Origin of the sequence: Neobacillus thermocopriae (assembly GCF_010975035.1) — a bacterium.
GTDB lineage: Bacteria > Bacillota > Bacilli > Bacillales > Cytobacillaceae > Neobacillus > Neobacillus thermocopriae.
The window spans coordinates 135,418-162,290 of sequence record NZ_JAAIUV010000004.1 but is presented as its reverse complement, the minus strand read 5'-3'; the positions used below and the strand labels follow the sequence as shown (position 1 = coordinate 162,290).

Annotated in this window: 24 protein-coding genes; 21 read left to right on the top strand and 3 right to left on the bottom strand. The window is 37.9% G+C overall.

What is annotated here, in order from left to right; all coding sequences use genetic code 11:
- The first annotated feature begins 230 nt into the window (after positions 1–230).
- The 4 genes from hmpA to ehuA all read left to right on the top strand — a co-directional run bounded on the left by hmpA (position 231) and on the right by ehuA (position 3,799).
- The gene (gene hmpA, locus G4Z05_RS04460) at positions 231–1,442 is read left to right on the top strand and encodes an NO-inducible flavohemoprotein (protein ID WP_163250646.1); all 1,212 of its coding nucleotides are present in this window, start codon (positions 231–233) and stop codon (positions 1,440–1,442) included.
- Between the two features lie 176 nt (positions 1,443–1,618).
- Complete coding sequence (ehuC, locus tag G4Z05_RS04455; RefSeq protein WP_338036743.1) at positions 1,619–2,278, top strand: ectoine/hydroxyectoine ABC transporter permease subunit EhuC; 660 nt, start codon at positions 1,619–1,621, stop codon at positions 2,276–2,278.
- A 7-nt stretch (positions 2,279–2,285) separates the two neighbouring features.
- Complete coding sequence (ehuD, locus tag G4Z05_RS04450) at positions 2,286–2,990, top strand: ectoine/hydroxyectoine ABC transporter permease subunit EhuD (RefSeq protein WP_163250702.1); 705 nt, start codon at positions 2,286–2,288, stop codon at positions 2,988–2,990.
- Entirely contained in the window at positions 2,984–3,799 is an 816-nt protein-coding gene (gene ehuA, locus G4Z05_RS04445; RefSeq protein ID WP_163250645.1) for an ectoine/hydroxyectoine ABC transporter ATP-binding protein EhuA, read from the top strand. The genes ehuD and ehuA overlap by 7 nt, the downstream gene beginning before the upstream one ends.
- Before the next feature lie 77 nt (positions 3,800–3,876).
- On the opposite strand, the gene ehuB is transcribed toward ehuA, so the two are convergent.
- Entirely contained in the window at positions 3,877–4,761 is an 885-nt protein-coding gene (gene ehuB, locus G4Z05_RS04440) for an ectoine/hydroxyectoine ABC transporter substrate-binding protein EhuB (protein WP_163250644.1), read from the bottom strand.
- A 345-nt stretch (positions 4,762–5,106) separates the two neighbouring features.
- Here ehuB and G4Z05_RS04435 point away from each other — a divergent pair, with 345 nt between their 5' ends.
- From G4Z05_RS04435 to eutB, 6 genes are all read left to right on the top strand, one after another.
- A complete protein-coding gene (locus tag G4Z05_RS04435; protein WP_163250643.1) occupies positions 5,107–6,789 on the top strand; it encodes a PucR family transcriptional regulator ligand-binding domain-containing protein in 1,683 nt (560 codons plus the stop codon).
- A gap of 306 nt (positions 6,790–7,095) precedes the next feature.
- Positions 7,096–8,322, top strand: a complete 1,227-nt coding sequence (locus tag G4Z05_RS04430) for an NAD(P)/FAD-dependent oxidoreductase (protein ID WP_163250642.1) — start codon at positions 7,096–7,098, stop codon at positions 8,320–8,322.
- 34 nt (positions 8,323–8,356) lie between these two features.
- The gene (locus tag G4Z05_RS04425; RefSeq protein ID WP_163250641.1) at positions 8,357–9,130 is read left to right on the top strand and encodes an electron transfer flavoprotein subunit beta/FixA family protein; all 774 of its coding nucleotides are present in this window, start codon (positions 8,357–8,359) and stop codon (positions 9,128–9,130) included.
- A gap of 15 nt (positions 9,131–9,145) precedes the next feature.
- A complete protein-coding gene (locus G4Z05_RS04420) occupies positions 9,146–10,126 on the top strand; it encodes an electron transfer flavoprotein subunit alpha/FixB family protein (RefSeq protein WP_163250640.1) in 981 nt (326 codons plus the stop codon).
- Between the two features lie 92 nt (positions 10,127–10,218).
- Positions 10,219–11,400 carry a M20 metallopeptidase family protein gene (locus tag G4Z05_RS04415; protein ID WP_240465308.1) on the top strand — a complete coding sequence of 394 codons (1,182 nt, stop codon included), beginning with the start codon at positions 10,219–10,221 and terminating at the stop codon, positions 11,398–11,400.
- 135 nt (positions 11,401–11,535) lie between these two features.
- A complete protein-coding gene (gene eutB, locus G4Z05_RS04410) occupies positions 11,536–12,537 on the top strand; it encodes a hydroxyectoine utilization dehydratase EutB (protein WP_163250639.1) in 1,002 nt (333 codons plus the stop codon).
- Positions 12,538–12,593: 56 nt separating this feature from the next.
- Here the strand turns inward: eutB and G4Z05_RS04405 are convergent, their stop codons facing one another.
- Complete coding sequence (locus G4Z05_RS04405; RefSeq protein ID WP_163250638.1) at positions 12,594–13,769, bottom strand: M24 family metallopeptidase; 1,176 nt, start codon at positions 13,767–13,769, stop codon at positions 12,594–12,596.
- A 214-nt stretch (positions 13,770–13,983) separates the two neighbouring features.
- On the opposite strand from G4Z05_RS04405, the gene G4Z05_RS04400 reads away from it, so the two are divergent.
- From G4Z05_RS04400 to G4Z05_RS16595, 11 genes are all read left to right on the top strand, one after another.
- Entirely contained in the window at positions 13,984–15,672 is a 1,689-nt protein-coding gene (locus G4Z05_RS04400; RefSeq protein WP_163250637.1) for a PucR family transcriptional regulator, read from the top strand.
- A 263-nt stretch (positions 15,673–15,935) separates the two neighbouring features.
- Positions 15,936–16,940, top strand: a complete 1,005-nt coding sequence (locus G4Z05_RS04395; protein WP_163250636.1) for a cyclodeaminase — start codon at positions 15,936–15,938, stop codon at positions 16,938–16,940.
- Between the two features lie 17 nt (positions 16,941–16,957).
- Positions 16,958–18,154, top strand: a complete 1,197-nt coding sequence (locus tag G4Z05_RS04390) for a cystathionine gamma-synthase family protein (protein ID WP_163250635.1) — start codon at positions 16,958–16,960, stop codon at positions 18,152–18,154.
- 34 nt (positions 18,155–18,188) lie between these two features.
- Positions 18,189–19,442 (top strand): M20 metallopeptidase family protein, encoded by a 1,254-nt coding sequence (locus G4Z05_RS04385; protein ID WP_163250634.1) that lies wholly within the window; start codon positions 18,189–18,191, stop codon positions 19,440–19,442.
- The gene (locus G4Z05_RS04380) at positions 19,432–20,487 is read left to right on the top strand and encodes a homoserine dehydrogenase (protein ID WP_163250633.1); all 1,056 of its coding nucleotides are present in this window, start codon (positions 19,432–19,434) and stop codon (positions 20,485–20,487) included. Before G4Z05_RS04385 ends, G4Z05_RS04380 begins: the two co-directional genes overlap by 11 nt.
- A gap of 21 nt (positions 20,488–20,508) precedes the next feature.
- Positions 20,509–21,957, top strand: coding sequence for an aldehyde dehydrogenase family protein (locus G4Z05_RS04375; protein ID WP_163250632.1), 1,449 nt, complete (start codon positions 20,509–20,511; stop codon positions 21,955–21,957).
- 71 nt (positions 21,958–22,028) lie between these two features.
- Positions 22,029–23,204 (top strand): M24 family metallopeptidase, encoded by a 1,176-nt coding sequence (locus tag G4Z05_RS04370; protein WP_163250631.1) that lies wholly within the window; start codon positions 22,029–22,031, stop codon positions 23,202–23,204.
- Positions 23,205–23,231: 27 nt separating this feature from the next.
- A complete protein-coding gene (locus G4Z05_RS04365; protein ID WP_163250630.1) occupies positions 23,232–24,530 on the top strand; it encodes an MFS transporter in 1,299 nt (432 codons plus the stop codon).
- Between the two features lie 366 nt (positions 24,531–24,896).
- Positions 24,897–25,109, top strand: a complete 213-nt coding sequence (locus G4Z05_RS04360; protein ID WP_163250629.1) for a hypothetical protein — start codon at positions 24,897–24,899, stop codon at positions 25,107–25,109.
- Between the two features lie 400 nt (positions 25,110–25,509).
- Positions 25,510–26,091 (top strand): hypothetical protein, encoded by a 582-nt coding sequence (locus G4Z05_RS04355; protein WP_163250628.1) that lies wholly within the window; start codon positions 25,510–25,512, stop codon positions 26,089–26,091.
- A 294-nt stretch (positions 26,092–26,385) separates the two neighbouring features.
- Positions 26,386–26,511, top strand: a complete 126-nt coding sequence (locus G4Z05_RS16595) for a hypothetical protein (protein WP_276207624.1) — start codon at positions 26,386–26,388, stop codon at positions 26,509–26,511.
- 64 nt (positions 26,512–26,575) lie between these two features.
- Here G4Z05_RS16595 and tatA read toward each other — a convergent pair whose 3' ends face one another.
- Positions 26,576–26,779 carry a twin-arginine translocase TatA/TatE family subunit gene (tatA, locus tag G4Z05_RS04350; RefSeq protein ID WP_163250627.1) on the bottom strand — a complete coding sequence of 68 codons (204 nt, stop codon included), beginning with the start codon at positions 26,777–26,779 and terminating at the stop codon, positions 26,576–26,578.
- Positions 26,780–26,873: the final 94 nt, after the last annotated feature.

The following is a 26,873-nucleotide window of genomic DNA, read 5'->3' as shown; positions in this document are numbered from 1 at the left end:
AATAGTGGTGGAATTGCGAAACGAACAAAAAAAGCAATGGAAAATCCATTCCATTGCTTTTTCTTTTGCTACTTTAAACATTTTAGAGAGGAAATGAAAGAAGTAGATAACACGAAATAAATAGTGAGAATTTTATAAAAATAGTAAAGTGTGATTTAAATCACTTATGATAGGTGGTTCTTATCTTATAATCACTATGAAAATAGTGGAAAGCACAAGGAGTGTCTATCATGTTAGATCCAAAAACGATTGAAATTATTAAATCTACCGTTCCTGTATTAGAAAAACATGGGGAAGCGATTACAACAAGATTCTATCAGCTTATGTTTGGAAACCATCCTGAATTATTAAATGTTTTTAACCATGCGAACCAAAAACAAGGCAGACAGCAAAAAGCATTAGCTAGTACGGTATATGCCGCTGCAATGTATATTGATAATCTTGAGGCCATTCTTCCAGTTGTCAAACAAATTGGTCATAAACACCGCAGTCTTAATATTAAGCCGGAACATTATCCGATTGTAGGTAAGCATTTGCTTTTAGCGATTAAAGATGTTTTAGGTGATGCGGCAACAGATGAAATCATGGATGCTTGGGAAAAAGCATATCAAGTAATTGCTGATGTATTTATCCGTGTAGAAGCTGAAATGTATGATCAAGCAGCCAACCAAAAAGGTGGTTGGGATGGATTCCGTAATTTTGTCGTTGACCGAAAAGTAGTGGAAAGTGATGTTATTACTTCCTTCTATTTAAAACCAGAGGATCAAAAGGAACTAGCTACTTTCCAACCAGGGCAGTATATTAGTATTTTGTTAGACATCGAAGGGGAAGAGTATACTCATATTCGTCAGTATAGTTTATCAGATGCCCCAGGAAAAGATTACTATCGAATCAGTGTAAAACGAGAAACAGGCTCTGATATTCCAGACGGTATTGTATCGAATTACTTACATGACCAAGTAAAAGAGGGGGACATCCTCAAAGTAAGTGCACCTGCAGGGGATTTTGTCCTAGATACGACGAAAGATACACCGGTTGTATTACTAAGTGGTGGTGTTGGATTAACACCGATGATGAGTATGTTAAAAACGATCGTAGAAATCCAACCTGAGAGAAAGGTGACTTTCATCCATGCTGCTCAAAATGGAAATGTCCATGCACTTAGGGATGAAGTAGAAGAATTGGCGAAACTAGATAATGTCACTGCGTATTTCTTCTATGATTCTCCAACAGAAGAGGATCGAAAAAATAATCGATTTGATGTAGAAGGTTATGTAACTCGTGAATGGTTGAAGGAGAAAGTTGAAATCGAAGATGCTGATTTTTATTTCTGCGGCCCAGTTCCATTCATGAAGTCTATTAATAGCTTTTTAATCGATCTTGGTGTATCGGAAGAAAAAATACATTATGAATTCTTTGGTCCAATGGCAAGCTTAGTATAATTTAATAGGTAGAAACCCGATTTCCTATTTGGAAATCGGGTTTTTTTATCGTTTTTGTTCAAAATGGATAAAATATTTTGAGATTTTTATACAAAATAATCATTGTTCATCTAGGCATGTTTTACTAAAATATTCACATTAGAATATTTGAAAAATTCAAATTATTATAAAAGGATGTGATTTCTATTAATACCTATTTAGAACTTATTCCATCTTTATTAGATGGAGCAAAGGTAACCATCCAAGTTCTCTTATGGTCCCTTATATTCACGTTTATCATTGCATTTATCGCAGGACTTGGAAAACTATCAAAATGGATGGTGATACGAGGAATTAGTACCGTTTATATCGAAATTTTTCGCGGTACTTCTTTACTTGTTCAACTTTTCTGGATCTACTTTGTTCTCCCTTTGTTTGGCATGGAGTTATCTGCCATGACAGCAGGTGTAATAGCCATGTCATTATGCTATGGGGCCTATGCTTCAGAAATTGTCCGGGGAGCCATTCTCTCTATACCAAAAGGGCAATATGAGGCTGCGATTGCATTAAACATGACTCCATTTCAAAGAATGAAAAATATTATTCTACCGCAGGCTTTTAAGATTATGCTCCCCGGATTTGGAAATATCTCCATTGAATTAATTAAAGGAACTGCACTTGTTTCATTAATCACATTGAGTGATTTAACTTATCAGGCATTAACATTGCGGAATACCCATGTAGGGCTTACGACGGAAATTTTCTTATCATTACTTATTCTATACTTTTTTATCGCATTGCCGCTAATTCTATTCGTTCGTTGGATGGAGCGGAGAGTTCAAGTAGGGAGGGCTTAATTTGACTATTTGGAGTTGGGATTATACGTTTGAAGTGTTTCCAGTCATTTTTAAAGCTATGTGGATTACTTTGTCAGCGACTATTGTCGCTTTTGCCCTGGCTATGGTTCTAGGCATTATTTTGGCTGTTCTCCGCCGATCATCATTTAAGCCTTTAGTTTGGACCATCATTGGTCTAAGCGAATTTATTCGGGCAACGCCGCCTCTAGTACAGCTATTTTTCGTGTTTTATGACCTACCTTTTTTTGGTATCTCTTTATCACCATTTGTTGCCGGTGTCATTGGCCTAGGGGTTCATTATAGCACATATTGTGCTGAGATTTACCGTTCAGGAATCGAGTCTGTCCCTCGAGGACAATGGGAAGCGGCAACGGCACTCAACTTCTCACGTACGCAAAGATGGACGAAGGTCATCCTTCCACAAGCCATACCTCCGATTATTCCCATGTTAGGAAATTATTTAATTTCCATGTTTAAGGATACTCCACTACTTTCAGCAATTACCGTAGTTGAAATGTTACAAACAGCAAAAATTGCCGGATCAGCTTCTTTTCGCTATTTGGAACCGTTTACAATTGTAGGTTTTCTATTCTTGGTATTAAGTTATCCTTCTGCATTATTGATCAAACAATTAGAAGTTCATTTGAATCGTAGAAAAAAAGAAAATAAAGCAAAAAAATCGAAAGTGAAGGATGTGGCACCGTCATGTTAACAACCATGTCAAAAGAAATAACCGAGAAAAGGATCCAAACAGAAAAGCCCTTCGTTGTGTATAAGAAAGTAAGTAAATCTTTTGGTGATCTCAAGGTTTTACGTGAAATAGATTTTTCAGTTTATCCAGGAGAAAAAGTGGCTATTATTGGACCAAGTGGTTCCGGTAAAACGACATTAATAAGACTGTTAATGACATTAGAGGAACCGACATCAGGAGTCATCGAGATCGATGGGGTACCACTATGGCACAAAGAGGTAAAAGGAAAATTAATAAAAGCGGATGAGAAACACTTACATAAAATGAGGGGACAAATTGGGATGGTGTTTCAGCAATTTAATCTTTTCCCTCATATGACTGTTTTACGCAATTGCACCGAAGCTCAAGTGAAAGTATTGGGTGTCAATCGCAAAGATGCAGAGGACAGAGCGAAGGAAATGCTTGAGAAGGTAGGGCTAGGAACTAAACTAGATAATTATCCTTCTCAATTGTCTGGAGGACAACAACAACGTGTGGCTATTGCCCGTGCCCTCGTTATGCGCCCAAAAGTGATGCTTTTTGATGAGCCTACTTCTGCCCTTGATCCAGAGTTAGTGGGTGAAGTACTTGATGTTATTAGGGAAATCGCCGCTGAAGGAGATATGGCTATGATTCTAGTTACACATGAAATGGAATTTGCCAAAGATGTAGCTGATCGAATCGTCTTTACTGATGGAGGAAAAATCATCGAAGAGGGGTCGCCTAAAGAAGTATTTGAAAACCCAAAAAGTGAACGGCTACAAAGCTTTTTACGGAGAATGAGAAAATAGAATTTTGATACGGGTGAATGAATACAAATCCCCTATGCACTGATTGCATAGGGGATTTGGTGTTAAAACTTTTATCATCATTTACAAAGCTCGTCCGCAGTCGTTTCACCTGGAAGCTCGTTTTCCGTAAATCCGAATGGTTCAATGATCTTTAGCAATTCTCCGGATTCTTTTAATTTTTGAAGTTCTGCATTAAACGCATCACGAAATTCAGTATCTTCTTTGCGGAAAGCAGATGCTCCATATCCTTGAATAGGATTGCCATTAATAATCGGCTGCTCAAAATCTTTGACTCTTACAATCTCTTTACTGTTTGCACTTTCTAACATGGCCTCTAATGATGGACCGGTCATTGTAACGGCATCTACTCGACCGGAAAGGAGCGCTGAGATGGCGGAAGGAATATCAGGAACGATCGAAATTTGTTTTTCAGGAATTCCTGAATCTTTTAAGTAATTATGCTCGATGGCTCCAGCCATTACACCAACTTTCGCGTTTGGATTGGACTTGATATCTTCATAGCTTTTTAGATTCAATGGGTTATTTGCCTTTACACCTAAGGCGGCACCAAGTGTATATTCAGGATTCGCAAAAATCACTTCTTCACAACGTTCTGGAGTTATATACATTCCAGCAGTGATCATATCAAACCGTTTTGCATTAAGGCCAGGGATTAATGAACCAAACTCGGTCAGTACCCCTTTCATTTCATTGATTCCTAAATTCTTCAAGACTGCTCTTGCAACTTCTACAGCTTCTCCTGTTAATTTCCCATTTTCATCTTGATAGGCAAACGGTTTTTCATTGGCAAATCCTATCGTTATGGAACCTTCCTTCTTCGCTTTTTCTAATGTAGACAAGGAAGTATTCCCTTTGGATTCCTCACTCGAAGAAGGACTTGTCCCACATGCGGACAATAATAATAGTAGAAAAATGGTTAACAAATAAAATCGTTTCTTCATCTCAAGCCCCCTAATAATTAGTAATGAATTTCTCACAACTTGAGGACGACTCTTTGAAGTGCTTCCTTTTTATTAATTAGTAAAAAAGATCTAATTAGAACAGAATACCCCTCCTTATTTTCTGATTTTTTAGAATATAAATAAGTTTAACCTTTAATTATTTTTATTGGCTATGTCCATAATGTCGAAATTATCAAGCTATTTTTTATACAATTTGAAATCGGACAACCAATGGATATTATTGATGTTAAATTTTTAATAGTGTAAAATTTTAAAAAATATTGAACTTTTATTAGAAGTATTATTGTACTAGTCTATTCCAATGAATAACGGGGGTAAGGAATCGTGTTGACGGTACAAAAGGTGTTAGAATTGGATATCATAAAAGGGGCGAAAGTAAGAACTGCCAAACATAAAGTCGACAAACAGCCAGTAGAATGGGTTTCTGTCATGGATATTCCGGTAGAAAATTATATTCGTAAAAATGAGTTGGTCCTTAACACGGGTGCAGGTGCGGGAAATAATATGAAAGTCTTTCACCAATTTGTAGAAAGTGTATTTGACTCTGGTGCTTCCGCCCTAGCCATTGCAACAGGAAAATATATAGTAAAAATTCCTGAGAGTGTTCTGGAATTTGCCGAAGAAAAAGAATTTCCAATTATAGAATTACCGTGGGAATTACGTTTTGCAGAAATTGTCCACTCTATCATGAATGAAATCCACAAAACCGAAGACCAAGAATTAAAAGTCGCTGAAAATATTCAACATACTTTGTTAAATATGATTCTCGGAAATCATAGTCTATCTAAGATGGCAAATTTATTAGGCGAAAAGCTTGGGTTTCCACTCATCATTGCAGATAAAAACGGGAATATAAAAGGAAAAAGTTCGAATGCCCGAGGTATGGTGGAACAATGGAATCATTATTTAGCATCAAATCCTATTGGTACGTTCACATTATTTCGGGATCGTTCTAATCCAATACAAAATAGTTATGAAAATATGCAAGTTTTGAATGACCATTTCTTACTCTTTCCCATCCAAACGGCAAATCGTGTTCAAGGATATTTAATCATTGGATGGAAAGATGAATTACCAATAGAATCTCCACTCTCTCAGCAGTCTCTGAGAATTCTTGAACATGCCTCTACTGTATTAGCTATGTGGTTTAACCGCGAACATGCGATTGAAGAAACAAAATTGAAGCTCAGAGGAGATTTTGTATGGAATCTTGCGAATGAGAATGATATAAACTGGGATCAAAAAATTTCCCTTGCTCGATCACATGGATATACATTAGAGTTGCCGTATGTTTGTTTAATTGGAACACCAGAAAACCTTTGGGAACAATACCAAAAGGGGAGAACAGCTCTATCATTTGTAGAATGGAAGGATAGTATCTTTCATTATATTCAGGATGAGATTACCCAAGTTGCTGCGAGTATTAAGCGAAAGACCATGATCACTAGCCATAGCAATAACATTATAGTGTTCCTTGAATCTTCCGCCGCTCTTATAAATGAAATGGTTTACAATTTTCATGCTCTATTAACAAAACGTTTAAATAAAACCGTACCTGGTCTTCTCTTATCTTGGGGGATTGGTCGTTGTCATGAAGGTGAAACGAGATTTGCAGATAGTTACAAAGATGCTCAAACGGCGTTAGAAATAGGAAGAATAAAAGAAGGAGCCGGTTGTTGTGTAAGCTTTGATGAGACAAGGATGGAACGGGCATTATCAAGGTTTGCCAAAGATAAAGAAATGAGAGAAATTGTAAACCAAACGATCAAAGCACTGGTCGAATACGATAAACAAAAAAATGCGAACCTAATAGAGACAATCATGGTCTATAATAAAAATCAAGGGAAAACGAGCCAAACAGCAAGGGATTTACATTTGCACCGCCACACTCTTCTTTATCGATTGCGGAAAATTGAAGCCCTTACCAAACTATCACTCTTTAATCCCGAAGATCGCTTTCTTTTGGAATTAAGCATTAAATTATGGCAGTACGGAGAGACAGAATAGTTAACCTAAAAGGTCCAAAAAATGAAGGACTCTGAGAAGATGTATTGGAAATATTCTAGTAGAGTTCGAGGAAAAAGTAGTCCAATGACAGAAATCAACAGACAATAGATAGAATAAACAAACAGAGGGTCTGGCACCCTCTGTTTTTATTTTTAAGTGCCATATCAGGTTTAAAACTGTCGTAATTTTTTAAAATAGTTCCAACAAATTGTATGATGACGCGCTTTTAAGCTTAAGTATATCATTTATTTAGAAAATTTAAAATTATTAGTTAATATTAATCGTTTGGAAAGGTGGGAACAAAAAATGACCAGTCTGCCGCAAACTGCTGATGTTGTCATTATTGGTGCAGGACTAATGGGGTGTAGTACAGCCTATGAACTTGCTAAAAGAGGAATAAAAAACATTGTAGTTTTAGAGAAAAATGCAATAGGTTCAGGGGCAACGGGACAATCTAGTGGTGTTCTTCGCGGTCATTATAGTTATCCAATTTTAACAAGGATGGCTGTGCAAAGTTTAGAAACGTTTAAACATGCAAAAGAGATTTTGGGAAATGATGTTGGCTATCAGCCAGTAGGGTACATGTTTGGTGTTGATGAAGAAAATATTGAAACATTAAAAAAGAATGTCAAAATGCAGCAAAGCAACGGGGTAAATACAAGAATTGTCTCAAAAGAAGAAGTAAAAAAAGAAATTTGGCCGCAACTGGATACTGATCAATTTGGAGCATTTGCCTTTGAACCCGAAGGTGGATATGGCGATCCGGTTCTTACGAATCAAGCGTATGCAGATGCGGCAAGGGCATTAGGGGTTAAAATTAAGCAGTATTGCGGTGTTCATCGAGTGATTACAAGTGAAGATGGTAGTAAAGTGGTAGGGGTTGAAACGGTTGATGGCCATACGGTTTTCTCTTCCTGTCTTATTGTAGCCGCTGGAATCGGAGCCCATCATTTGATGAAGAATGTAGGGGTCAATGTACCTGTCAAAGGACAACGGGCACAACTTGTTTATATATCCCCAGGTACATATATGGGCAGGGTTCCTTCCTTTGGAGATTTTAAACATGACCAATATATTAAGCCTGAGGTGAGTAGTGGCCATCTTTTATTAGGAAATGCCGATCATGCTAATCCACAATATATTGATCCGGCGGATTATGATGCTGGAAATTATCCTAGACACGCAACAGAAGAGGCGATTGAAAAGGCGATCGTAAAATTTCTCAGTTGTTTTCCAACTCTTGTGCAATCCAAATTAATATCCAGTTATTCTGCCGCTTATGAAATAACGCCAGATGGAATTCCTTTTATTAGTTCAACACCAATAGAAGGGATCTTCCTATGTACGGGGTTTAGCGGTCATGGCTTCAAAATAACCCCTAGTGTTGGAAAATTGACTGCCGATTTAGTATTAGAAGGAAAAAGCCGACAAAAAGGCATTGATCTAGCACCTTTCCGATTAACCCGATTTGAAGAAAATGATTTGCTTGAACCGGAACATCCATATACCACGACTGTTAATCGACATGTGTAAAAGAAGTTTATCCTATGAAAGGGGTTTATGCTGAATGAAAATCATTGTGATCATGAAACAAACGTTTGATACCGAAGAAAAAATTGTTATTGAAAATGGGGTAATTGATAAAGAAAATGTGGAATTAATTATTAATCCTTATGACGAATATGCGATTGAGGAAGCCGTAAAATTGAAAGAAAAGCATGGAGGAGACGTGACTGTTATTACGGTTGGAACGGATGAGGCAGAAAGTGCACTTAGGACGGCATTGGCGATAGGCGTGGATCATGCCATCCTCGTAGAAATGGAGGAGGATGCTGTACAACTAGATGAAAATGGAATTGCCAATGTGTTGGCAACAGTCATTAAAGAGAAAGAATTCGATCTCATATTAGGCGGAAATATGTCGGTTGATAATGGAGCTAGCCAAGTGGGACCACGGTTAGCGGAAGTTTTAAATATCCCCCATATAGCTACTATTACAAAGATTGAAGTGGATGGCAAAAACGTTAAGGCAGAACGGGATGCAGAAGGGGATGTGGAAATCATCGAGTCATCTTTGCCCATTTTAGTTACTGCCCAACAGGGGTTAAATGAACCTCGTTATCCTTCACTACCGGGAATTATGAAAGCAAAGAAAAAACCGATCCAAAAACTAAGTATGGAGGATTTAGATATAGAAGAGGAACTTCTTCAACCATTATCCAAAATTGTAGAGTGTTATTTACCAAAGAAAAAACCATCAGGTCGGATCCTTAAAGGGGATCTTTCGAATCAGGTAGAGGAATTAGTTCAACTGCTCTGTCATGAAGCGAAAGTGATATAAAGGGAGGAGAAGCGAATGAAAAAAGTACTCGTTTTGGCTGAAACAAAAAATGGAAAACTCAGAAATGTTTCATTGGAAGTATTAACTGTTGCAGGAAAAATCGCCAATGGTGGAGAAATTAATGCTTGTATATTTGGGAGTGATGGAGAAAAATTCAGGGAAGAACTGGCCAAATTTGGTGCACAAAAAATTTATTTAGTCGAAAATGCAGAATTAAACCGGTATACCCCTGATGGATTTAAGCAAGCATTGTTAAAAGTTATCGAAGAAGTACAGCCAGAAGTGGTGTTAACCGGTCATACATCGGTCGGTAAAGATCTTTTACCACGAGTGGCTGTACGCTTGAACGCTGCTCTCATTTCAGATTGTATTGATGTAGAAGTGGGAGAAAAAATCATTTTTACAAGACCAATTTATTCAGGAAAAGCATTCCAAAAGAAGGAAGTGACGAATGGAATTGTAATGGCAACCATTCGCCCTAATAATATTGAGGCGAAAGAAAATCAGGCAGCTGGTGAAACATTTAAGATTTTAGCGGAGCTCAAAGATTTACGAACGATGGTAAAAGATATTGTGAAAAAAACTTCCGGTAAAGTCGATTTGTCAGAGGCAAAAATTATTGTAGCAGGAGGTCGGGGCGTCAAAAGTGCTGAAGGATTTAAGCCATTGCAAGAATTGGCAGATGTACTTGGAGGGGCAGTTGGGGCTTCACGTGCAGCGTGTGACGCAGGATATTGTGACTATTCATTACAAATTGGTCAAACCGGTAAAGTAGTCACACCTGATTTATATATTGCATGTGGTATTTCCGGAGCGATCCAGCATCTAGCTGGAATGTCTAGTTCAAAGGTTATCGTGGCCATTAATAAAGATCCGGAAGCGAATATTTTCCACATTGCGGATTATGGTATTGTCGGTGATTTATTTGAAGTGGTTCCACTTTTAACCGAAGAATTTAAGAAAGTATTTGCTGAGAATCAAGTGGTGACTGGATAAATACATTTAGTAGGGGCTGGTGCGTGTAGTACCAGCCCCTAAAAGGATTCAGTAGCGAATTTCAATTATGGATGGTGATTAGAGTGAATTCAATGATGATGGATGGTGTTTACAAAAAGGTAACAGAAGAAATGATTGAGCTTAGACGGGATTTTCACCAATATCCTGAACTTTCTTTTGAGGAAGAGCGAACATCAAAAAAGGTGGCAGAATATTTACGGGCTTGTGGATTAAAGGTGAGAGAACATGTAAATGGTTATGGAGTTACAGCCGATTTAATAGTGGATGAAGCAGAACCAATGATTGCCTTTCGGGCAGATATGGATGCCTTGCCCATTCAAGAGGAAACGGATTTACCTTTTGCATCCCAAATTCCTGGTGTTATGCATGCATGTGGTCATGATGGACATACAGCCATTTTATTAGGAGTAGCAAAATTATTATCTTTTCAAAAGGAACGATTAAAAGGTAATGTCCGATTCATTTTTCAGCCTGCAGAAGAAATAAATCCAGGCGGTGCCAAAGGGATGATTCAAGAAGGTGTCTTAGAAGGAGTGGAGGCTATATTTGGATTACATTTATGGTCCGAGCTGCCTTCTGGGACTTTTCGAACATGCTACGGTCCTATGATGGCTGCAGCCGATCGGTTTATCATTGAAATTGAAGGGAAAGGTGGACATGGCGGGATGCCGCATAAAACGATTGATTCCATTGTCTTAGCCTCTCATCTCGTGATGGCATCCCAGCAAATCATCAGCCGCCAAATCGATCCATTGGAAGCAGGGGTCATTACTTTTGGAAAATTTTCATCTGGTACAGCATTTAATATTATTGCGAACAAAGCTGTTTTAGAAGGAACTGTCCGCAGTTTTTTACCTGAGATAAGAGAAACACTGTATAAAAAGCTGGAAGAATTAACAACAGGTTTTGCTAACATGTATGGAGCGAAAATACATCTCGATTATCAATATGGCTATCCGCCAGTCGAAAATCACAAGAATGAAGTCGATTTCATCTTAGAAACGGCTGCAAAGGTGTTTGGACGTAACAATACAGGGATCATGAAACCGAACATGGCTGGTGAGGATTTTTCCTATTATCTTAAGGAAATTCCTGGAGCTTTTTGTTTTGTAGGTGCTCAAGTTCCAAACAAACCTGTCTATCCTCATCACCACCCTCGATTCCAAATTGACGAAAGCGTGTTACCTAAGGCAGCCCAATGGTTTTGCCAACTTGCGTTTGATTATTTTGATAGGAAGAAAGAATTGAAATAGCTAGTACGGACTTCCTTGCAAAAATTGTATGAAAAGCGGCCCATTATTATAGACAGTTTTGGCAATTGATCTTACGAGAGTAAGAATTTAGTATGGAATGTAAAGAGCTAATGTTAAAAGGGAGGAGGGAGTTTCTTGTATCAAACGAAACTGCAAAAGAAAAAGGTAACGATACGAGATGTTTGGGATGCAAGAAAAAGAATCCATTCTATAGTAAATCGGACACCCGTCTTGTATTCTTCTATTTTGTCTGAAAAATTGGGGCGTAATGTATATTTGAAACTAGAAAACATTCATGAAATAGGTGCTTTTAAAGTAAGAGGGGCTGCCAATAAGATCCTTAGTTTAAGTGAGGAAGAAAAAAGATTAGGTGTGGCTACTTTTTCAACAGGAAACCATGGCATGGCTGTAGCTTATGTGGCCCAAAAGTTGGGGATTGAGGCAGTAGTTTGTATCTCCAATCGTGTACCTAAAGCCAAAGTGGATTCATTAAAAAGGTTAGGTGCGAAAATTGAAATCGTTGGAGAAAGTCAAGATGAAGCTGGAATACGCTGTTATGAGCTTGAGAAGGAGAGAGGATTGACTGTCATTCAGCCATTTGATGATCCTTATGTCATTGCGGGGCAAGGGACGATTGGATTGGAATTATTGGAAGATCTCCCTCATCTGACAGATGTCATTGTTCCACTTTCAGGTGGTGGACTACTGTCTGGTATTGGATTGGCATTAAAATCCAATGATCAAGCGATTCGCGTGACAGGGGTCTCAATGGAATATTCAGCGGTCATGTACGAAAGTTTAAAATCTGGGAAACCAATAGAGATGGAAGAAAGTGAGACACTAGCGGATAGTTTATTAGGTGGAATTGGACTTGATAATCAATACACATTTGAGATGGTCCAAAAATATATGGACGAATGTTTGCTCATCCCGGAAGAAGAGATTGGATATAGTATGGCATTTATGATGGACAAACATCGAATGATCATGGAAGGGGCAGCAGCAACAGGAATTGCTGCCGTGTTAGGTAAAAAAATTCCTCATCAAGACGGTGATGTTGCCGTAATTATTAGTGGTCAAAATGTAGACCTGTCTGTTCTCTCAAATTTAATCCAAAAATACTTAATCAATCGATAAAACGAAAAACCAGAAACCCAAATAGAAATGGGGATCTGGTTTTCTATTAAACTTCTTTATTTTATAAATAGCTCTCGAGGGAATCGAGTAATGGTTTCACAACCAGTTTCTGTTACTCTAATGGTTTCAGTGATGGCCACACCATATCCATCTAACCACATACCAGGCATCATATGGAAGGTCATATTTGGTTTTAAGACAGTCTTTTCTCCAGGTTTGAAATAGGCTGTGTCTTCAGACCATACAGGTGGATAACTTAAACCGACAGTGTACCCCATCCTTGATTCTTTTTCTAATCCATATTTATTGATGGTTGTTTGCCATGCTCGTTCCACCTCTTCACATGTTACCCCGGGTTTTACGGCTGCTAGTGCGGTATTAAGTCCCTCCACAACGATTTTTGTTGTTTCTAACACTCTTTCCGGAGGTTGACCAATATAAATGGTTCTTGTTAAAGGTGCGTGATATCGTTTATAACATCCGGACAGTTCCATATAAACTAGCTGATTATTTTGATATTTTCCTTCCGTTGTCCACGAAAAATGGGCACCTGCTGTCCGTTCCCCTGCAGGCATGATTGGTGATAGGGACGGATATTCCCCTCCATACACACCTGTCCCTTCGACTAAATCATGATATACTCCAGCAGCGACATCTCGTTCACGTACTCCTGGCATGATTTTTTCAATGGCATTATACATTGTCTTTTCTACGATTCTAGCTGCAATCTGCATGTATTCCAATTCACGGACGGATTTTTGCCCCCTTACCCAATTGACAAGTGAGGTTGCGTCAATAAAAGTAGCGTCCGGTAGGCATTTTTCTAATCGATGATACCAATGGGCTGTAAAATAATAAGCATCCATTTCTAGGCCAATCTTTTTATTATGTAGCCCTTTCCCTTTCAAAAAATCGCTTATAAAATCCATTACATGAAGGTTCTTTGGTTCCCATAAATATTTATCCGGATAAGGGATAACATTTTCTTGTGACATCCATGTTGTTTCGGTGGCACAATATAAATCTTGTAATCGAACAATACATACAGGTTCTTCCAGATTGGTTGAAATAATGACTCCTTGAGGCACATAATAGGACAATGCATCATAACCTGAAACATAATTCATATTAGCAGGATCCGTAATTAATAATACTTCCAATCCTTGTTCTTCCATACTTGCTTTAACTTTTTTCACACGTTCTTTGTATTCTATGACATCAAACGGTAGCATCGCTATCCCTCCAACCTCATTTATTTCATAATCATACTGAACAAAACTGAGACATTCATCCTACAAATTGTAGGAATTTTGTGTCATTACATTTGTACAATTTGAAGATTGAAAAAATGGAAATAAAAAGTGGGTCACTAAAAATGGGTTATTTTACAGAATAATTTAATTTTGGTAGAATAATAGAAAAATTTTTTCCGGCGTGGGAGGCATTATGAGTTTACTAATACAGGACATTTTACAATTCGATCTCATGAAGGAAGCAAAAGTACTTGCTGGGGCAGAATTAGTCACGAAGAAACAGGTGGAATGGGTTTCGGTCATTGAAATACCGGTCGAAAATTTTGTTCGAAAAAATGAGTTTGTCTTAACGACTGCCATCGGTTGTGGTCAAAATCTAGAGGAATTTGAAAAATTTGTACAAGAAATTATTGATTCAGAAGCCTCAGCCCTTGCTGTCGCCACGGGGCGCCATATATTTGATATCCCGCGAGAAGTGATTGAAAGAGCAGAAAAGAATGATTTCATATTAATAGAAATACCATGGGAAGTTCGATTTTCAACGGTAATCGAAGAGGTCATGTTAAAGTTAAATGATCTCTATCATAAAGTCAGTAGAAAATCGGAAAAAGTACAACAAGAGCTCATCAATTTAATTTTAAAAGAAACAGAGCTTACTTGTATTGCCAACTATTTAACAGAAAAAATAGGCTATCCCGTTATCATCACAGACCAAATTGGTACGATCCAAGCGCAAAGTATAAAGGATCCTAACCTTCTTGAAAATTGGAAGAAATATGTCGTTCAAGGGATGATACCATCTAGGAAAAAAGTTCCAATATCTTCCCATGACCCAATGATCCAAAAAATCCAAACGATTAAAATGGATGAATATAGTATATTGCAGCTGCCCGTTATTCAAGTTTCTGCAGATACACAAGACTATTTATTTGTTATTTTGCCCTCCAATATTTCAACGAAATCTTTTTTAACTCCTTATATCGTGAATGTTTTGGAGCATGCCGCCACAACCATCGCCCTTTGGTTTTCTAGGAAAAATGCCGTGGAAGAAACAAGAGAAATTGTCCATGATTCGTTTATTAACGAATTAATCAATGGGGAATTTACATCTTGGGAGCAGGCTAATTCGAGGGCTGAAATTGTTGGTTATGATCTATCACTCCCCTATATTTGTATTATCGGGGCACCGGAAAATTTACGAGAGCTTTTTCGAAAAAGAAGGTTGGAAGAGAAAACTTATAAACAATGGCATGAAAGTATGATTCATTACATAAAAGAGGAAATTTTCTATGCGGCACAGTCTTTAAATAAACAAATAATGATTACCTCCCAAGGGGACCAACTACTTATTTATCTCGAAATTATGCTAGATAGTAAAAATGAAAGCGTTACAAATTTCTTGGATCTCGTGGATCGCCGATTGCGAAACTTGCTCCCAAAAGTAGTCATTTCATGGGGAATTGGGAATTATAATGAGGATATTACAGGATTTAAAGAAAGCTATCAAAATGCAAAAATCGCCTTAAATATTAGCAGAAATAAAAAAGGAATCGGAAATCGAGTCATGTATGAAAATACTCGGATTGACCGAGTTTTATTAAGTCTCTATCAAAATCCGGAGATGCAAGACATCATTAAGTCAGTCATTGAGCCGCTTGTAGAATATAATGAACAACGGAATTTGGATTTAATTAATACAATAAGTACATATACGAGGTATCAAGGAAACGTAAGCCAAACAGCAAGGGCCTTGTTTTTACATAGACAGTCCTTGCTTTACCGATTAAGAAAAATTGAAGAATTAACAGGACTTTCCCTAGTTGATCCTGACGATCTATTTTTACTCGATTTATGTATCAAAACTTGGAAAATGGGAAATTAACTCCGTCTGAGAGCATGAAAAATATTTTTTAAAACCTGCTAAAGCCTTTTCTTTAGCAGGTTTTTTCATTGTGTACATAAAGGCTTTTGATGAAATTGACTAGAGATATTTTGTTTCTTTCATACAGTATGTCAGATGAAATGGTGAAGATTCATTATTTATAATGTAAACAAATTAAAAAATTCTAAAAATTGAATAAAAAACTTGGTAAACAAAAACAAATTTGTTTTAACAAAAAATTTTTTCCTTGCGAGGTGAATAAATTGCTCCTCTTTACTGAACAAGAATTAAGGCAATATGTGCATCTCAATGAAGAAGCTGTCAATGTGGTTGAAAATGCTTTCAGCCAATTAGCCAAAAACGAAGTCATCATGCCTCCGATCATGAGAGTAGATATTGAGGACCAAAATGGCGAAGTCGATGTAAAAACAGCCTACATACAAAAGAAAGAGATGTTTGCTATTAAAATTTCATCCGGATTTTTCAATAATTATAAGCTAGGTTTGCCAAGTGGAAACGGGATGATGATTTTAATCAGCACTCAAACGGGGATTCCAGAAGCGATTCTTTTGGATAATGGGTATTTAACCGATGTCCGTACTGCCGCAGCAGGTGCAGTAGCTGCCAAATATCTATCCAAAGAAAATATTGATACAGTTGGTGTAATTGGTGCTGGGAGCCAGGCAAAATATCAACTTCGTGCTCTTCGTCTTGTGAGGGAGTTTAAAAAGGTACTCGTTTACAGCAGAACCGCCAAAAATGCCCAAACATTTGCCATGGAAATGGCAAACGAACTGGAAGTCGAAGTCCAACCAGTGGAAACCGCGGAAGCAGTTGTTAGAAATAGCGATACCGTCATTACCACTACTCCTGCTAAAGAACCTATTATTAAAGCTGAATGGCTACATCCTGGCCTTCATATTACGGCCATGGGGTCGGATGCCGAACATAAGCAGGAATTGGAAGCGGAAGTATTGGCTAAAGCAGACCTTTTAGTTTGTGACAAAATTTCTCAATGTGCCCGCTTAGGTGAACTTCAACATGCATTTTCATTAGGGTTGTTATCAGAACAATCTCCCATCATTGAATTAGGAGAGCTGACCTCAAAGAAAGTGGTAGGTCGAAAACATGATGAGCAAATAACAGTTTGTGATTTGACTGGGACCGGCGTCCAAGATACAGCGATTGCACTGTTTGCTTATCAAGAAATGAAAAAAAGAAATAAAGGGTTGATCATTGAAAATCACCCTATATTACTAAATAACTAAACAAGGAGTGTAGTAAAATGACGCAAGTAAAAATGGGAACAAAAGCCGTTTGGGCAGGAGAAAAAGATTATTTGGTACATGGGGCAACCCAAGTTCCAGTCGTACTGAGTGTAGCTTATGGCTATGAAGACATGGATGAATGGTATGAAGTGGCGATTGGAAATAAGAAAGGCCATATCTACGGAAGAAATACGAATCCAACCGTTCAGGCATTTGAAGATAAAATCAAAACTCTTGAGGGTGCTGAAGCCGCAACAAGTTTTTCTACAGGAATGGCAGCAATCAGTAATACTCTAGCTACATTTTTAGTGCCTGGTGACCGCATTGTTTCGATTAAAGATACGTATGGCGGAACAAATAAAATTTTCACAGAATTTTTACCACGTCAAGAAATTGAAGTAGTGTTATGTGAAACAGGCAACCATGAGGAAATCGAAAGAGAAGTGGCAAAAGGCTGCAAAATTTTATATTTGGAAACACCTACAAACCCAACTGTAAAAATTACAGACATTGAACGAATGGCAAAAGCCGGCCATGCTGTGGGAGCTCTTGTAGTAGTTGATAACACATTTGCTACACCGATGAATCAAAATCCGTTAGCTTTAGGAGCAGATTTGGTTATTCACAGTGCCACTAAATTTTTAGGAGGCCATGCGGACGCTTTAGGCGGTGTCGTATGTGGTTCCGAAGAATTGGTAGAAAAAATTTATCATTATCGTGAAATTAATGGAGCTACGATGGATCCAATGGCCGCTTATTTAATCTTACGTGGAATGAAAACGCTTCATCTCCGTATCCGCCAGCAATGTAAGAATGCACTTGCTTTAGCTAAGTATTTGCAAACGAAAGATATTGTAGAAGGGGTTTATTATCCAGGACTTGACACTCATCCGAACCACGATATTGCGAAAAAACAAATGAAAGATTTTGGTGGAATGTTAAGTTTCTCTGTTAAGGGTGGAATGGATACCGTTCGTCATCTCCTTCCAAAACTGCAGTTTGTTAATCGCGCAGCGAATTTAGGTGCCGTCGAAACAACGGTAGGTCCAGCTCGTACTACAAGTCATGTAGAGTGTACTCCTGAAGAACGTGCCGCAATGGGAATTCCTGAAGGTTTAATCCGTGTTTCTTGCGGTATTGAGGAAATCGAAGACATCATCGCAGATTTTGAGCAAGCATTTAAACATGCTGAGGATGCCATAAAAGTAAAATAAACTCCAGTTTTTGTATGAAGGAGGTTTTGGTCGGATGCCGGAACACAACGAACATCCCACAGTCGTTCAGACCAATAAAATCGCCGGAAAATTAGTTGAATGGAGGCGCAGGTTCCACCAGCATCCCGAACTCAGTTTTCATGAGTTCGGGACCTCCCAATTTGTTGCCGAAACATTAAAAAATATTGATGGGTTAAAGGTGGAAACAGGCATCGGGGTTGAAACAAGTGTCGTTGCTACTTTAACCTCCGGAGAAGGTCCAGTCATTGCCTTACGTGCCGATATGGATGCACTTCCGATCAAAGAAGAAAACGATGTGGAATATAAATCGAAAAATGAAGGAATCATGCATGCGTGCGGCCATGATGCTCATACAGCCATTTTATTGGGAGCCGCTCATGTTCTGGCAGAAAAGTTTCAATCAGGAGAATTAAAAGGCACGGTTAAATTCATTTTTCAACCTGCGGAGGAAAGTACAGATGAACATGGTCTTTCCGGTTCCCCTTACATGGTAAAAGCTGGTGCCTATGACCATGTAGATGCTGCTATTGCCCTCCATGTTTGTCCTTGGCTACCCGTTGGTATGGCACAAGTGAACGATGGCTATAGCATGGCAAATGTTGATGTTTTTACTGCCAAGATTTTTGGGACAGGAGGACATGGAGCTTATCCTGAGCTTGGTACCGATCCGATATGGATGTTAGGTTTGGTTATGCAGGCTCTAAATGGAATTGTTTCCCGGAAAATTCCAGCTCTAGAGGCAGGAGTCATCAGTATTGGGCAAATACACGCTGGAACGGCGAGCAATATTATTCCGAATGAAGTGTTTATTTCAGGCACGATTAGGAGCTACACCCCTGAGATACGTGATTTATTAAGCCAAGAATTAAAAAATGCACTATCTGTTGTTGAGCCATTGGGAGGAAAGTATTCGCTCGAGGTGGAAAGAGGCGAACCTGCATTAAAGAATGATCCAAGGATAAATAACTATTTCATTCAATCGATGGAAGAAATGTTTTCTGGGTTTCAAATAGTTAGGCGTCCATTTGGTATGGGTGGAGAAGATTTTGGATATGTAACACAAGAAATACCAGGTGCAATGTTCTTTCTTGGATGCGCTCCTAAAGATGGTATACAACGGGATCTTCATACACCAATATTTGATATGGATGAAGACTGTCTGGCCATGGGAACGGCGATTTTGGTACAAACGGCAGTGAATTTCATTAAGAATGAATCTCACTCAACAAATATGAACAAGATGGGGGAACATGCAAATGTCTCATAAATTAGCATTTATCGGATTCGGTGTCGTCGGTCAGGGATTGGCTGAGATCTTGTTAGAGAAAAAAAAGGAATTGAAACAAAAAGAAGGTTTTGAAGCCACTGTGGTAGCCATTTCTGATTTAATGAAAGGATCGATCTATCACCCGAATGGGCTTGACATAGATCTTGTATTAAAAACATTAAAAGAAACCGGAAATGTAGAAAACTATCCTAAAGTCCCTGGTTTAGTGACTGGTTGGGACAGTTTTAAAACGATCAAAGAGACGAATGCTGATACCATCATTGAGGTTTCTTATACGGATGTAAAAACAGGTCAACCAGCGATTGACCATTGTAAAGCCGCATTTGAAAGCGGAAAAAATGTGGTGATGACAAATAAAGGCCCAGTGGCACTTGCTTATAAGGAACTATCAGAACTTGCGAAAAAACATGGAGTTTATTGGGGATTTGAAGGTACGGTCATGAGTGGAACTCCTTCATTAAGAATGCCGGTAGAAGCATTGGCAGGAAATGAAATTAATGAAATTCGTGGGATTTTCAATGGAACTACCAATTACATATTAACGAAAATGGAGAAGGAAGGCATTTCTTATGAAGAGGCATTAAAAGAGGCACAACAGCTTGGATATGCCGAAGCCGATCCGACGAGTGATGTGGAAGGATATGATGCTAGATATAAAGTGGTCATTCTAGCAAACTATATCATGGGTGTTCCTCTAAAAGTGGAAGATGTACCGTGTAAAGGAATTACTGACATTACACTAAAAGAGATTAAAGAAGCAAAAGACGAAGGGAAACGTTGGAAGTTACTGGCGAAAATAAAAAAAGAAAATAACCGTATCGTTGCTTCCGTAGCGCCTGAAAAAGTAGATTTAGTCGATCCGCTGGCATCGATAGACGGGGCGGTCAATGCCATTACTTATGAATGTGATTTGCTTGGTCCAGTTACATTAAGTGGAGCAGGAGCCGGAAAAAAAGAAACAGGTTTTTCTTTATTAATAGACTTGATTCATATTAACCGTAAACAAAAACTAATTACCGTTTAATGATGAAGGGTGGGAGTTTGCATGACAGTTCAAATGAAAGGACAAAAAATGCTGCTCGGTGGTCAGTGGGTAGGTCGTGACGAGGTAATAGAAGTACGCGATCCACAAGATAATAGCCTAATAGATACTGTTCCAGTTGCTTCAAAGGATGACGCCATTTTATGTATTGAAGAAGCAAAAGAAGGAGCAAAGATTGCTGCTTCTATACCAGTGCATGAAAGAATTCGAATTATCCAATCAGCAGCAAATTATATTGAAGAAAATAAAGATAAATTTGCTTACATGATTGCAAGGGAAGGCAGTAAAACCATCCGGGAGGCAGAAAAGGAAACAGCAAGATGTATTCAAACTTTACGAATTAGTGCTGAAGAGGCAAGAAGAATCCAAGGCGAAACGATTCCATTTGATCAAATGCCTGGAAGCGAGAACCGAGTTGGTTATTATTATCGTTTTCCAATTGGCATTATTGCAGCCATTACTCCTTTCAACGATCCATTAAATCTTGTTGCTCATAAAGTAGGACCTGCGATTGCTTCTGGAAACGCCATTATCGTAAAACCGGCTAGTGTGACACCTTTAAGTGCCTTGATGTTAGCAGAAGCATTTGAACAAGCAGGACTCCCTCCAAAAGTATTATCGGTTATTACAGGACATGGAAGTGAAATTGGTGATATTCTTGTTACCCATCCGGATATTCGGATGATTTCCTTTACCGGTGGTGTGGAAGCAGGAGAAAAGATTATTCGTAAAGCTGGTTTGAAGAAAATAAGTATGGAACTTGGTTCTAATTCTCCGGTTATTGTTTTAGATGATGCAAACTTAGAGGATGCAGTGGAATCTAGCATTTCTGGAGCTTTTTGGGCAGCAGGACAAAATTGTTTAGGGGTACAGCGCATTTATGTGCAAGAAAACATTTGGGACGATTTTCGGGATTCTTTTGTTACTCGAACGCAAGAATACCGTGTTGGGGACAAACAAATGAGAGAAACAGATATGGGGCCATTAATAAATGAAAAAGAAGCGATACGAGTTGAAAAAATGGTAAATGAAGCCATTGAAAAAGGTGCCGTGTTGTTAACAGGTGGGAAACGAAACGGGGCATTTTATTCACCAACTGTTCTCACTAATGTCCCTGACGAATGCAAATTAGCGAAAGAAGAAATTTTTGGACCAGTTGTCCTACTTTATCCCATTTCCGATCTTGACGAAGCCATTCAAAAAGCAAACAGTGTAGAGTATGGTTTGCAAGCAGGCATTTTTACGAAAGATATCGATAAAGCACAAAAAGCCATAGCACAGCTGGATGTTGGTGGCATTATGATTAATGACAGTAGTGACTACCGCATTGATGCAATGCCATTTGGCGGGGTGAAAAAATCAGGACTAGGAAGAGAAGGAATTAAATTTGCGATTCAGGAAATGACAGAACCGAAAGTGGTCTGCTTCAAGCTAACTAATCAACAACTATAAAATTATTTTTCAGAATATTGAGTTTATATTGTAAATTTGTGATGGGTGGAAGGTAAGGAGGATTTTTGCATATGACATTTTCCACATTAGAATACAAAGAAAGAATACGGAAAACGAAAGAACGGATGATGGAGAAAGGAATCGAAGTCCTACTCATCACAGATCCCGGCAATATTTACTACTTGTCGGGATATAATGGTTGGTCGTTTTATGTTCATCAAATGTTAATTCTAATTATTGATGAGGATCAACCAATGTGGATCGGACGAGAGATGGATGCCAATGCTGCAAAGGTTACCACTTGGCTTTACCGAGATAATATTATTCCATATCCAGATGATTATGTCCATTCGGAAACAAAGCATCCAATGGATTTTGTTGCCGGTTTTCTAAAGGAGATTGGACAAGAAAACCGTTCCATTGGAGTGGAAATGGAAAACTATTATTTTACAGCCAAATGTTTGGAGCGACTAAAAAAAGCAATGCCGAATTCGGTATTTAAGGATGCCACATTACTAGTTAACTGGGTTCGACTTATTAAATCAGATACGGAAATTGAATATATGAAACGTGCCGCAGTCATTGCTGAGAAAGCAATGAAGGCGGGGATTGAGATGATTAATGAGGGAGTCCGTGAATGTGATGTGGCAGCAAAAATTTTTCACACACAAATTAGCGGGACGGAAGAATTTGGAGGAGACTATCCTTCCATCGTTCCATTACTTCCGTCTGGAGAAAAGACATCGACCCCTCATTTAACATGGACTGATGAGCGATATAAAGATGGAGACGCGGTCATTTTAGAACTTGCAGGCTGTTATAAAAGGTATCATGCACCACTAGCAAGAACCGTTCAAATTGGAAAGCCTTCAGAGAAATTGAAAACCCTTGCAAGTGTGGCTGTGGAAGGAATCAATGCTTGCTTGGATATGATAGCACCTGGTATTGCATGTGAGGAAATTGAAGAGACTTGGAGGAAAACGATTGCAAAAAGCGGTTTTGTAAAAGAATCCCGTCTTGGCTATTCCATGGGATTAAATTATCCACCTGATTGGGGTGAACACACTGTCAGCATACGAAAAGGAGATAAAACCATCTTAAAGCCAAATATGACCTTTCATCTAATTCCAGGACTGTGGCTCGATAATTACGGCTTTGAGGTCAGCGAATCTATCAGAATTACGGAAAATGGATGTGAAACACTAGCTAGCATGCCAAGAGACTTGATTTTGAAGGAATATGTTTAGGGAAATCTATTAAGGGATGGTGCATATATGAAGAAGGCTACATCAGCAACGGCAATTGGCAATCTAGTCGAATGGTATGAGTACGGAATTTATAGTTACACTGCTGGAATTATCGGTGCACAGTTTTTTGAACATGGGAGCAGTACAGCAGCATTACTCTATGCTTTTGCGGTTTTCGCCATTTCCTTCTTTTTCAGACCGTTGGGAGGCATGATTTTCGGTTCAATCGGTGATCGTTTTGGACGAAAAAAGATCTTGGTTTTTACCATTCTATTAATGTCCTGTTCAACCGCCATTATTGGGTTCATTCCGAATTATGAATCTATTGGTATAACGGCTCCTATTCTATTGATTATTATGCGTATGGCTCAAGGACTGGCGGCTGGAGGAGAATATGTGGGAGCATCCGTATTTATGAACGAGGCTGCACCCGATTCCCGTCGTGGGTTATTAACGAGTTTACTAGAAGCAGGATCCCTTCTTGGGTATATTATCGGTTCTGTCTTTGTCGTAATTCTAACCGTTACATTAAGCCCAGATGCGATGCACGAATGGGGGTGGAGGATTCCATTTATTTGTTCATTACCATTGGCATTAGTAGGAATGTATGTGAGATCTAAAGTGGATGATACACCAACCTTTATTAAGATGAAAAAAGAAAATGACTTGCCAGAAAAGCCGTTGCTTGAAATGCTCACTACGGCAAGAAAACCGTTAGTGCTCTCATTTTTGTGTATTGCCTTTGCTAATGGTGCTTATTACACATTGTTGACCTATTTACCTTCCTATTTTGAAACACAAGTGGGATTATCCAATCTTCACTCATTAATTGTTACCACATTGGGAATGGTTTTCATGCTGATTCTTATTCCTACTTTTGGGAAACTGAGTGACCGATATGGGAAAAAGCCATTTTTGTTAATGTCAGCACTATTAGCGCTCGTAACGGCCATTCCAATTATAGGATTCGTTTCAAGTGGAATGAAAGAAGGTCCACTAGTTGGATATTTTGCCTTAGGAATTATTGTCTCCATATTCATTGGCGTATTCCCTTCTACACTTCCACTGCTATTTCCGGATCGAGTAAGAAATAGTGCTTATGGTATTTCTTATAATATTTCAACTGCGATTTTTGGTGGTGGGGCACCATTTATTATTACTTCACTACAGACCGCAACGGGCAATAAATTAATGCCAGCTTTCTTCTTAATGGGAACAGCGTTAATGGCTATTACGGCTATTATTTTCCTACCTAAGACGGTGAATAGGGAAAGTATCGCAGAATTTCATTCAAATACAATGATAGAAAAAGAAAATATGATCTAGAAAAAAAGATGAAACGTCCAAGAGCATCGCTTTTGGACGTTCTTTTTTGCCACTTCATTCGTTTCATCGCCGTTTAAATAAATGACGTTGATCATTATTTTTCAAGCTTGAAGAGGAATATTTGGCTTTACCAAAATTATGCCGTGAATGGACGTCTAAAAGGATGGATACAACGTTTCATTGGTTTTGTAAATATGATAAATCTCCAAACACCAAGAAAGTATAGAAATTATTTTATTATTAGTGGAAATTTATTACAGGAATCAGAAACTTATGATACATTTAGGTAAACTCAATTTACAGAATTCACACGAATCCTAATTCAACTTATTAGGGAAAAGAAATATCTTTTAGGAGGGGAATTTATTGGAGTGGTCTATACTTTTAGCAATTTTAGCGATTGTTTTGGTCATATCTTCTCTAATCATATTTTATCAGTTATGGAATGATTTTAAGAAACTAAAAATTGGTGATACCCTTTCCAACGAATTCGTAGATGAAAGTAGGAAAAAAATGAAGGTTGCAATCACTTTTTTAGGAATGAGTTGTATTTTTAGCATAATAGGTGTTCTGATATAAAAAAGTGGTATTAAGTTTACGACTGGAACAAGAGTTTTAAAAATTGGAATTTGTATACAATGGTCATTTGATAATAGGTATAATACAGTAACGGGCGGTTAATGGTATAAAGCAATAAGATAATTAGAACTTCAGAAAAAATGAAAGTTCTAATGATTTTAACTTTTATTTAACCAAAAATAAACAAGTGAATTTTTTTCCATCATAACTACAATGGGATATAGGCAGAAAGCTGTTTTTTTATTTTCACCAAAAAGTTAACTTTTATCCGTAATATGACCACCTTTATCGATTTTTTGAAAATAATAACAAAATGGATTAATGATTTTTTAAAAAACTGGGTAATCTAACTTCATCAAGCAATTGGATTTATTTAACAACAAAAAGAAGGGAGATTACCATGAAACTAAAAATATTTCTACTATCCATTGGATTCCTTTTAACAACACCTATTTTCGCTGCTGCCAACCAGGGAGTGCCTGAAAATCAAAAGGAAAAGCTGGAAAATCATTTTGATTGTGAGGGAAAACCTTGTAAACATCATGGTGAAAGACAAAAAGATTGGAAAATAAAGATGGAGGAAAGGGAACAAAAGCTTCTATCTTTAGTTGATCAATATACGCCTGAGAAGAAAGCAGAGTGGCAGCAAGTATTAAAAGAGAGCAAGGACCTTCGTGAACAATGGATGAGTCCGGAAAACGCAGAGAAACGTGAAAAATGGAGAAAAGAGAAGTTTGAAAAAATAAAACAATTAAAGAAACAATTAGAAGAAGGAAAAATCACCAAAGAGGAGTTCTTTAATAAGCTTCATGAAGGGAAGAAGACAGGTCATTGGAAAACGTATCATGATTTAAAAAATGCCGTAGAGAATAAAGAGGAGAAACAAGTTCCGGTTCTTTTAAATCAGTTACTAGGTCAGATGAAAGAACATAATCAACAATTGAAAAAAATGTTAGAAAGCAATCAAGAGGTTCAACAATAAGAGGTTGTCTAAAAGTTTTTTTGGGGAAAACTTTTCAGTTGTTTTCTGAAAAAGGAGCTGAGCTTTTTAAGTGCTTGCACTCCTTCATTGACTACGATTCTGCAGGTTATCTAGACTTTTCACTCATCAATAGCCATTACAACTATATAAATGAATTAAAGAATATGGTTTTGAATTAAATGAACTTTGCCAAGAATACCCTTTTCAAACTGGGGACTTGGCTTTTTTTTTATGGAGTGAAACAGATGAAAGAAGGGTAAGATAGAGATGAAAATGTTAAGGGGGGATTAGTTCATGGCTAGAAAAAATTTAATGATGGCCACTTTGGCACTTGGAGCCGCTTATTTGCTACGCAATGAGAATGCACGTAAAAAATTAAAGAATCAATTTCAAGCTTTAGCGGATAAGTCAAGACGATGAAAAACTACGGAGCTGTTCAACAACCTTTTTATTGGACAGCTCCGTTCATTCCTCATTTTTTTAACTACACTTTTTCCTTATTACTTTCTTTGATCTCTTCTTTTATTTCATTTTTAATATCATTGGTAATTCCATCCGCTGCATTTTTAAATTCACGAATGGATCGACCAAAAGCACGCCCGATTTCTGGAAGTTTATTTGGTCCAAAAATAATAAGAGCAAGTACAAGAATTAATATTAATCCGGGTACACCAATATTTGATAACATCTACACATCTCCTTTCAACGACTGAACGGACATGTCTATTATAGCCTTTTGCCATGAGGAGCGCTAGACATAACTGGTAAAGAAAAAACGGTTT

What these genes read in the sequence shown, in the direction of transcription:
- tatA (WP_163250627.1), bottom strand. Translation starts at nt 26,779, where the DNA reads ATGTTATCAAATATTGGTGTACCCGGATTAATATTAATTCTTGTACTT.
- G4Z05_RS04425 (WP_163250641.1), top strand. Translation starts at nt 8,357, where the DNA reads ATGAAAATCATTGTGATCATGAAACAAACGTTTGATACCGAAGAAAAA.
- G4Z05_RS04380 (WP_163250633.1), top strand. Translation starts at nt 19,432, where the DNA reads ATGTCTCATAAATTAGCATTTATCGGATTCGGTGTCGTCGGTCAGGGA.
- G4Z05_RS04370 (WP_163250631.1), top strand. Translation starts at nt 22,029, where the DNA reads ATGACATTTTCCACATTAGAATACAAAGAAAGAATACGGAAAACGAAA.
- G4Z05_RS04355 (WP_163250628.1), top strand. Translation starts at nt 25,510, where the DNA reads ATGAAACTAAAAATATTTCTACTATCCATTGGATTCCTTTTAACAACA.
- G4Z05_RS04385 (WP_163250634.1), top strand. Translation starts at nt 18,189, where the DNA reads ATGCCGGAACACAACGAACATCCCACAGTCGTTCAGACCAATAAAATC.
- G4Z05_RS04390 (WP_163250635.1), top strand. Translation starts at nt 16,958, where the DNA reads ATGACGCAAGTAAAAATGGGAACAAAAGCCGTTTGGGCAGGAGAAAAA.
- G4Z05_RS04400 (WP_163250637.1), top strand. Translation starts at nt 13,984, where the DNA reads ATGAGTTTACTAATACAGGACATTTTACAATTCGATCTCATGAAGGAA.
- G4Z05_RS04375 (WP_163250632.1), top strand. Translation starts at nt 20,509, where the DNA reads ATGACAGTTCAAATGAAAGGACAAAAAATGCTGCTCGGTGGTCAGTGG.
- G4Z05_RS04405 (WP_163250638.1), bottom strand. Translation starts at nt 13,769, where the DNA reads ATGCTACCGTTTGATGTCATAGAATACAAAGAACGTGTGAAAAAAGTT.
- hmpA (WP_163250646.1), top strand. Translation starts at nt 231, where the DNA reads ATGTTAGATCCAAAAACGATTGAAATTATTAAATCTACCGTTCCTGTA.
- G4Z05_RS04415 (WP_240465308.1), top strand. Translation starts at nt 10,219, where the DNA reads ATGATGATGGATGGTGTTTACAAAAAGGTAACAGAAGAAATGATTGAG.
- G4Z05_RS04365 (WP_163250630.1), top strand. Translation starts at nt 23,232, where the DNA reads ATGAAGAAGGCTACATCAGCAACGGCAATTGGCAATCTAGTCGAATGG.
- G4Z05_RS16595 (WP_276207624.1), top strand. Translation starts at nt 26,386, where the DNA reads ATGGCTAGAAAAAATTTAATGATGGCCACTTTGGCACTTGGAGCCGCT.
- G4Z05_RS04430 (WP_163250642.1), top strand. Translation starts at nt 7,096, where the DNA reads ATGACCAGTCTGCCGCAAACTGCTGATGTTGTCATTATTGGTGCAGGA.
- G4Z05_RS04420 (WP_163250640.1), top strand. Translation starts at nt 9,146, where the DNA reads ATGAAAAAAGTACTCGTTTTGGCTGAAACAAAAAATGGAAAACTCAGA.
- ehuB (WP_163250644.1), bottom strand. Translation starts at nt 4,761, where the DNA reads ATGAAGAAACGATTTTATTTGTTAACCATTTTTCTACTATTATTATTG.
- ehuA (WP_163250645.1), top strand. Translation starts at nt 2,984, where the DNA reads ATGTTAACAACCATGTCAAAAGAAATAACCGAGAAAAGGATCCAAACA.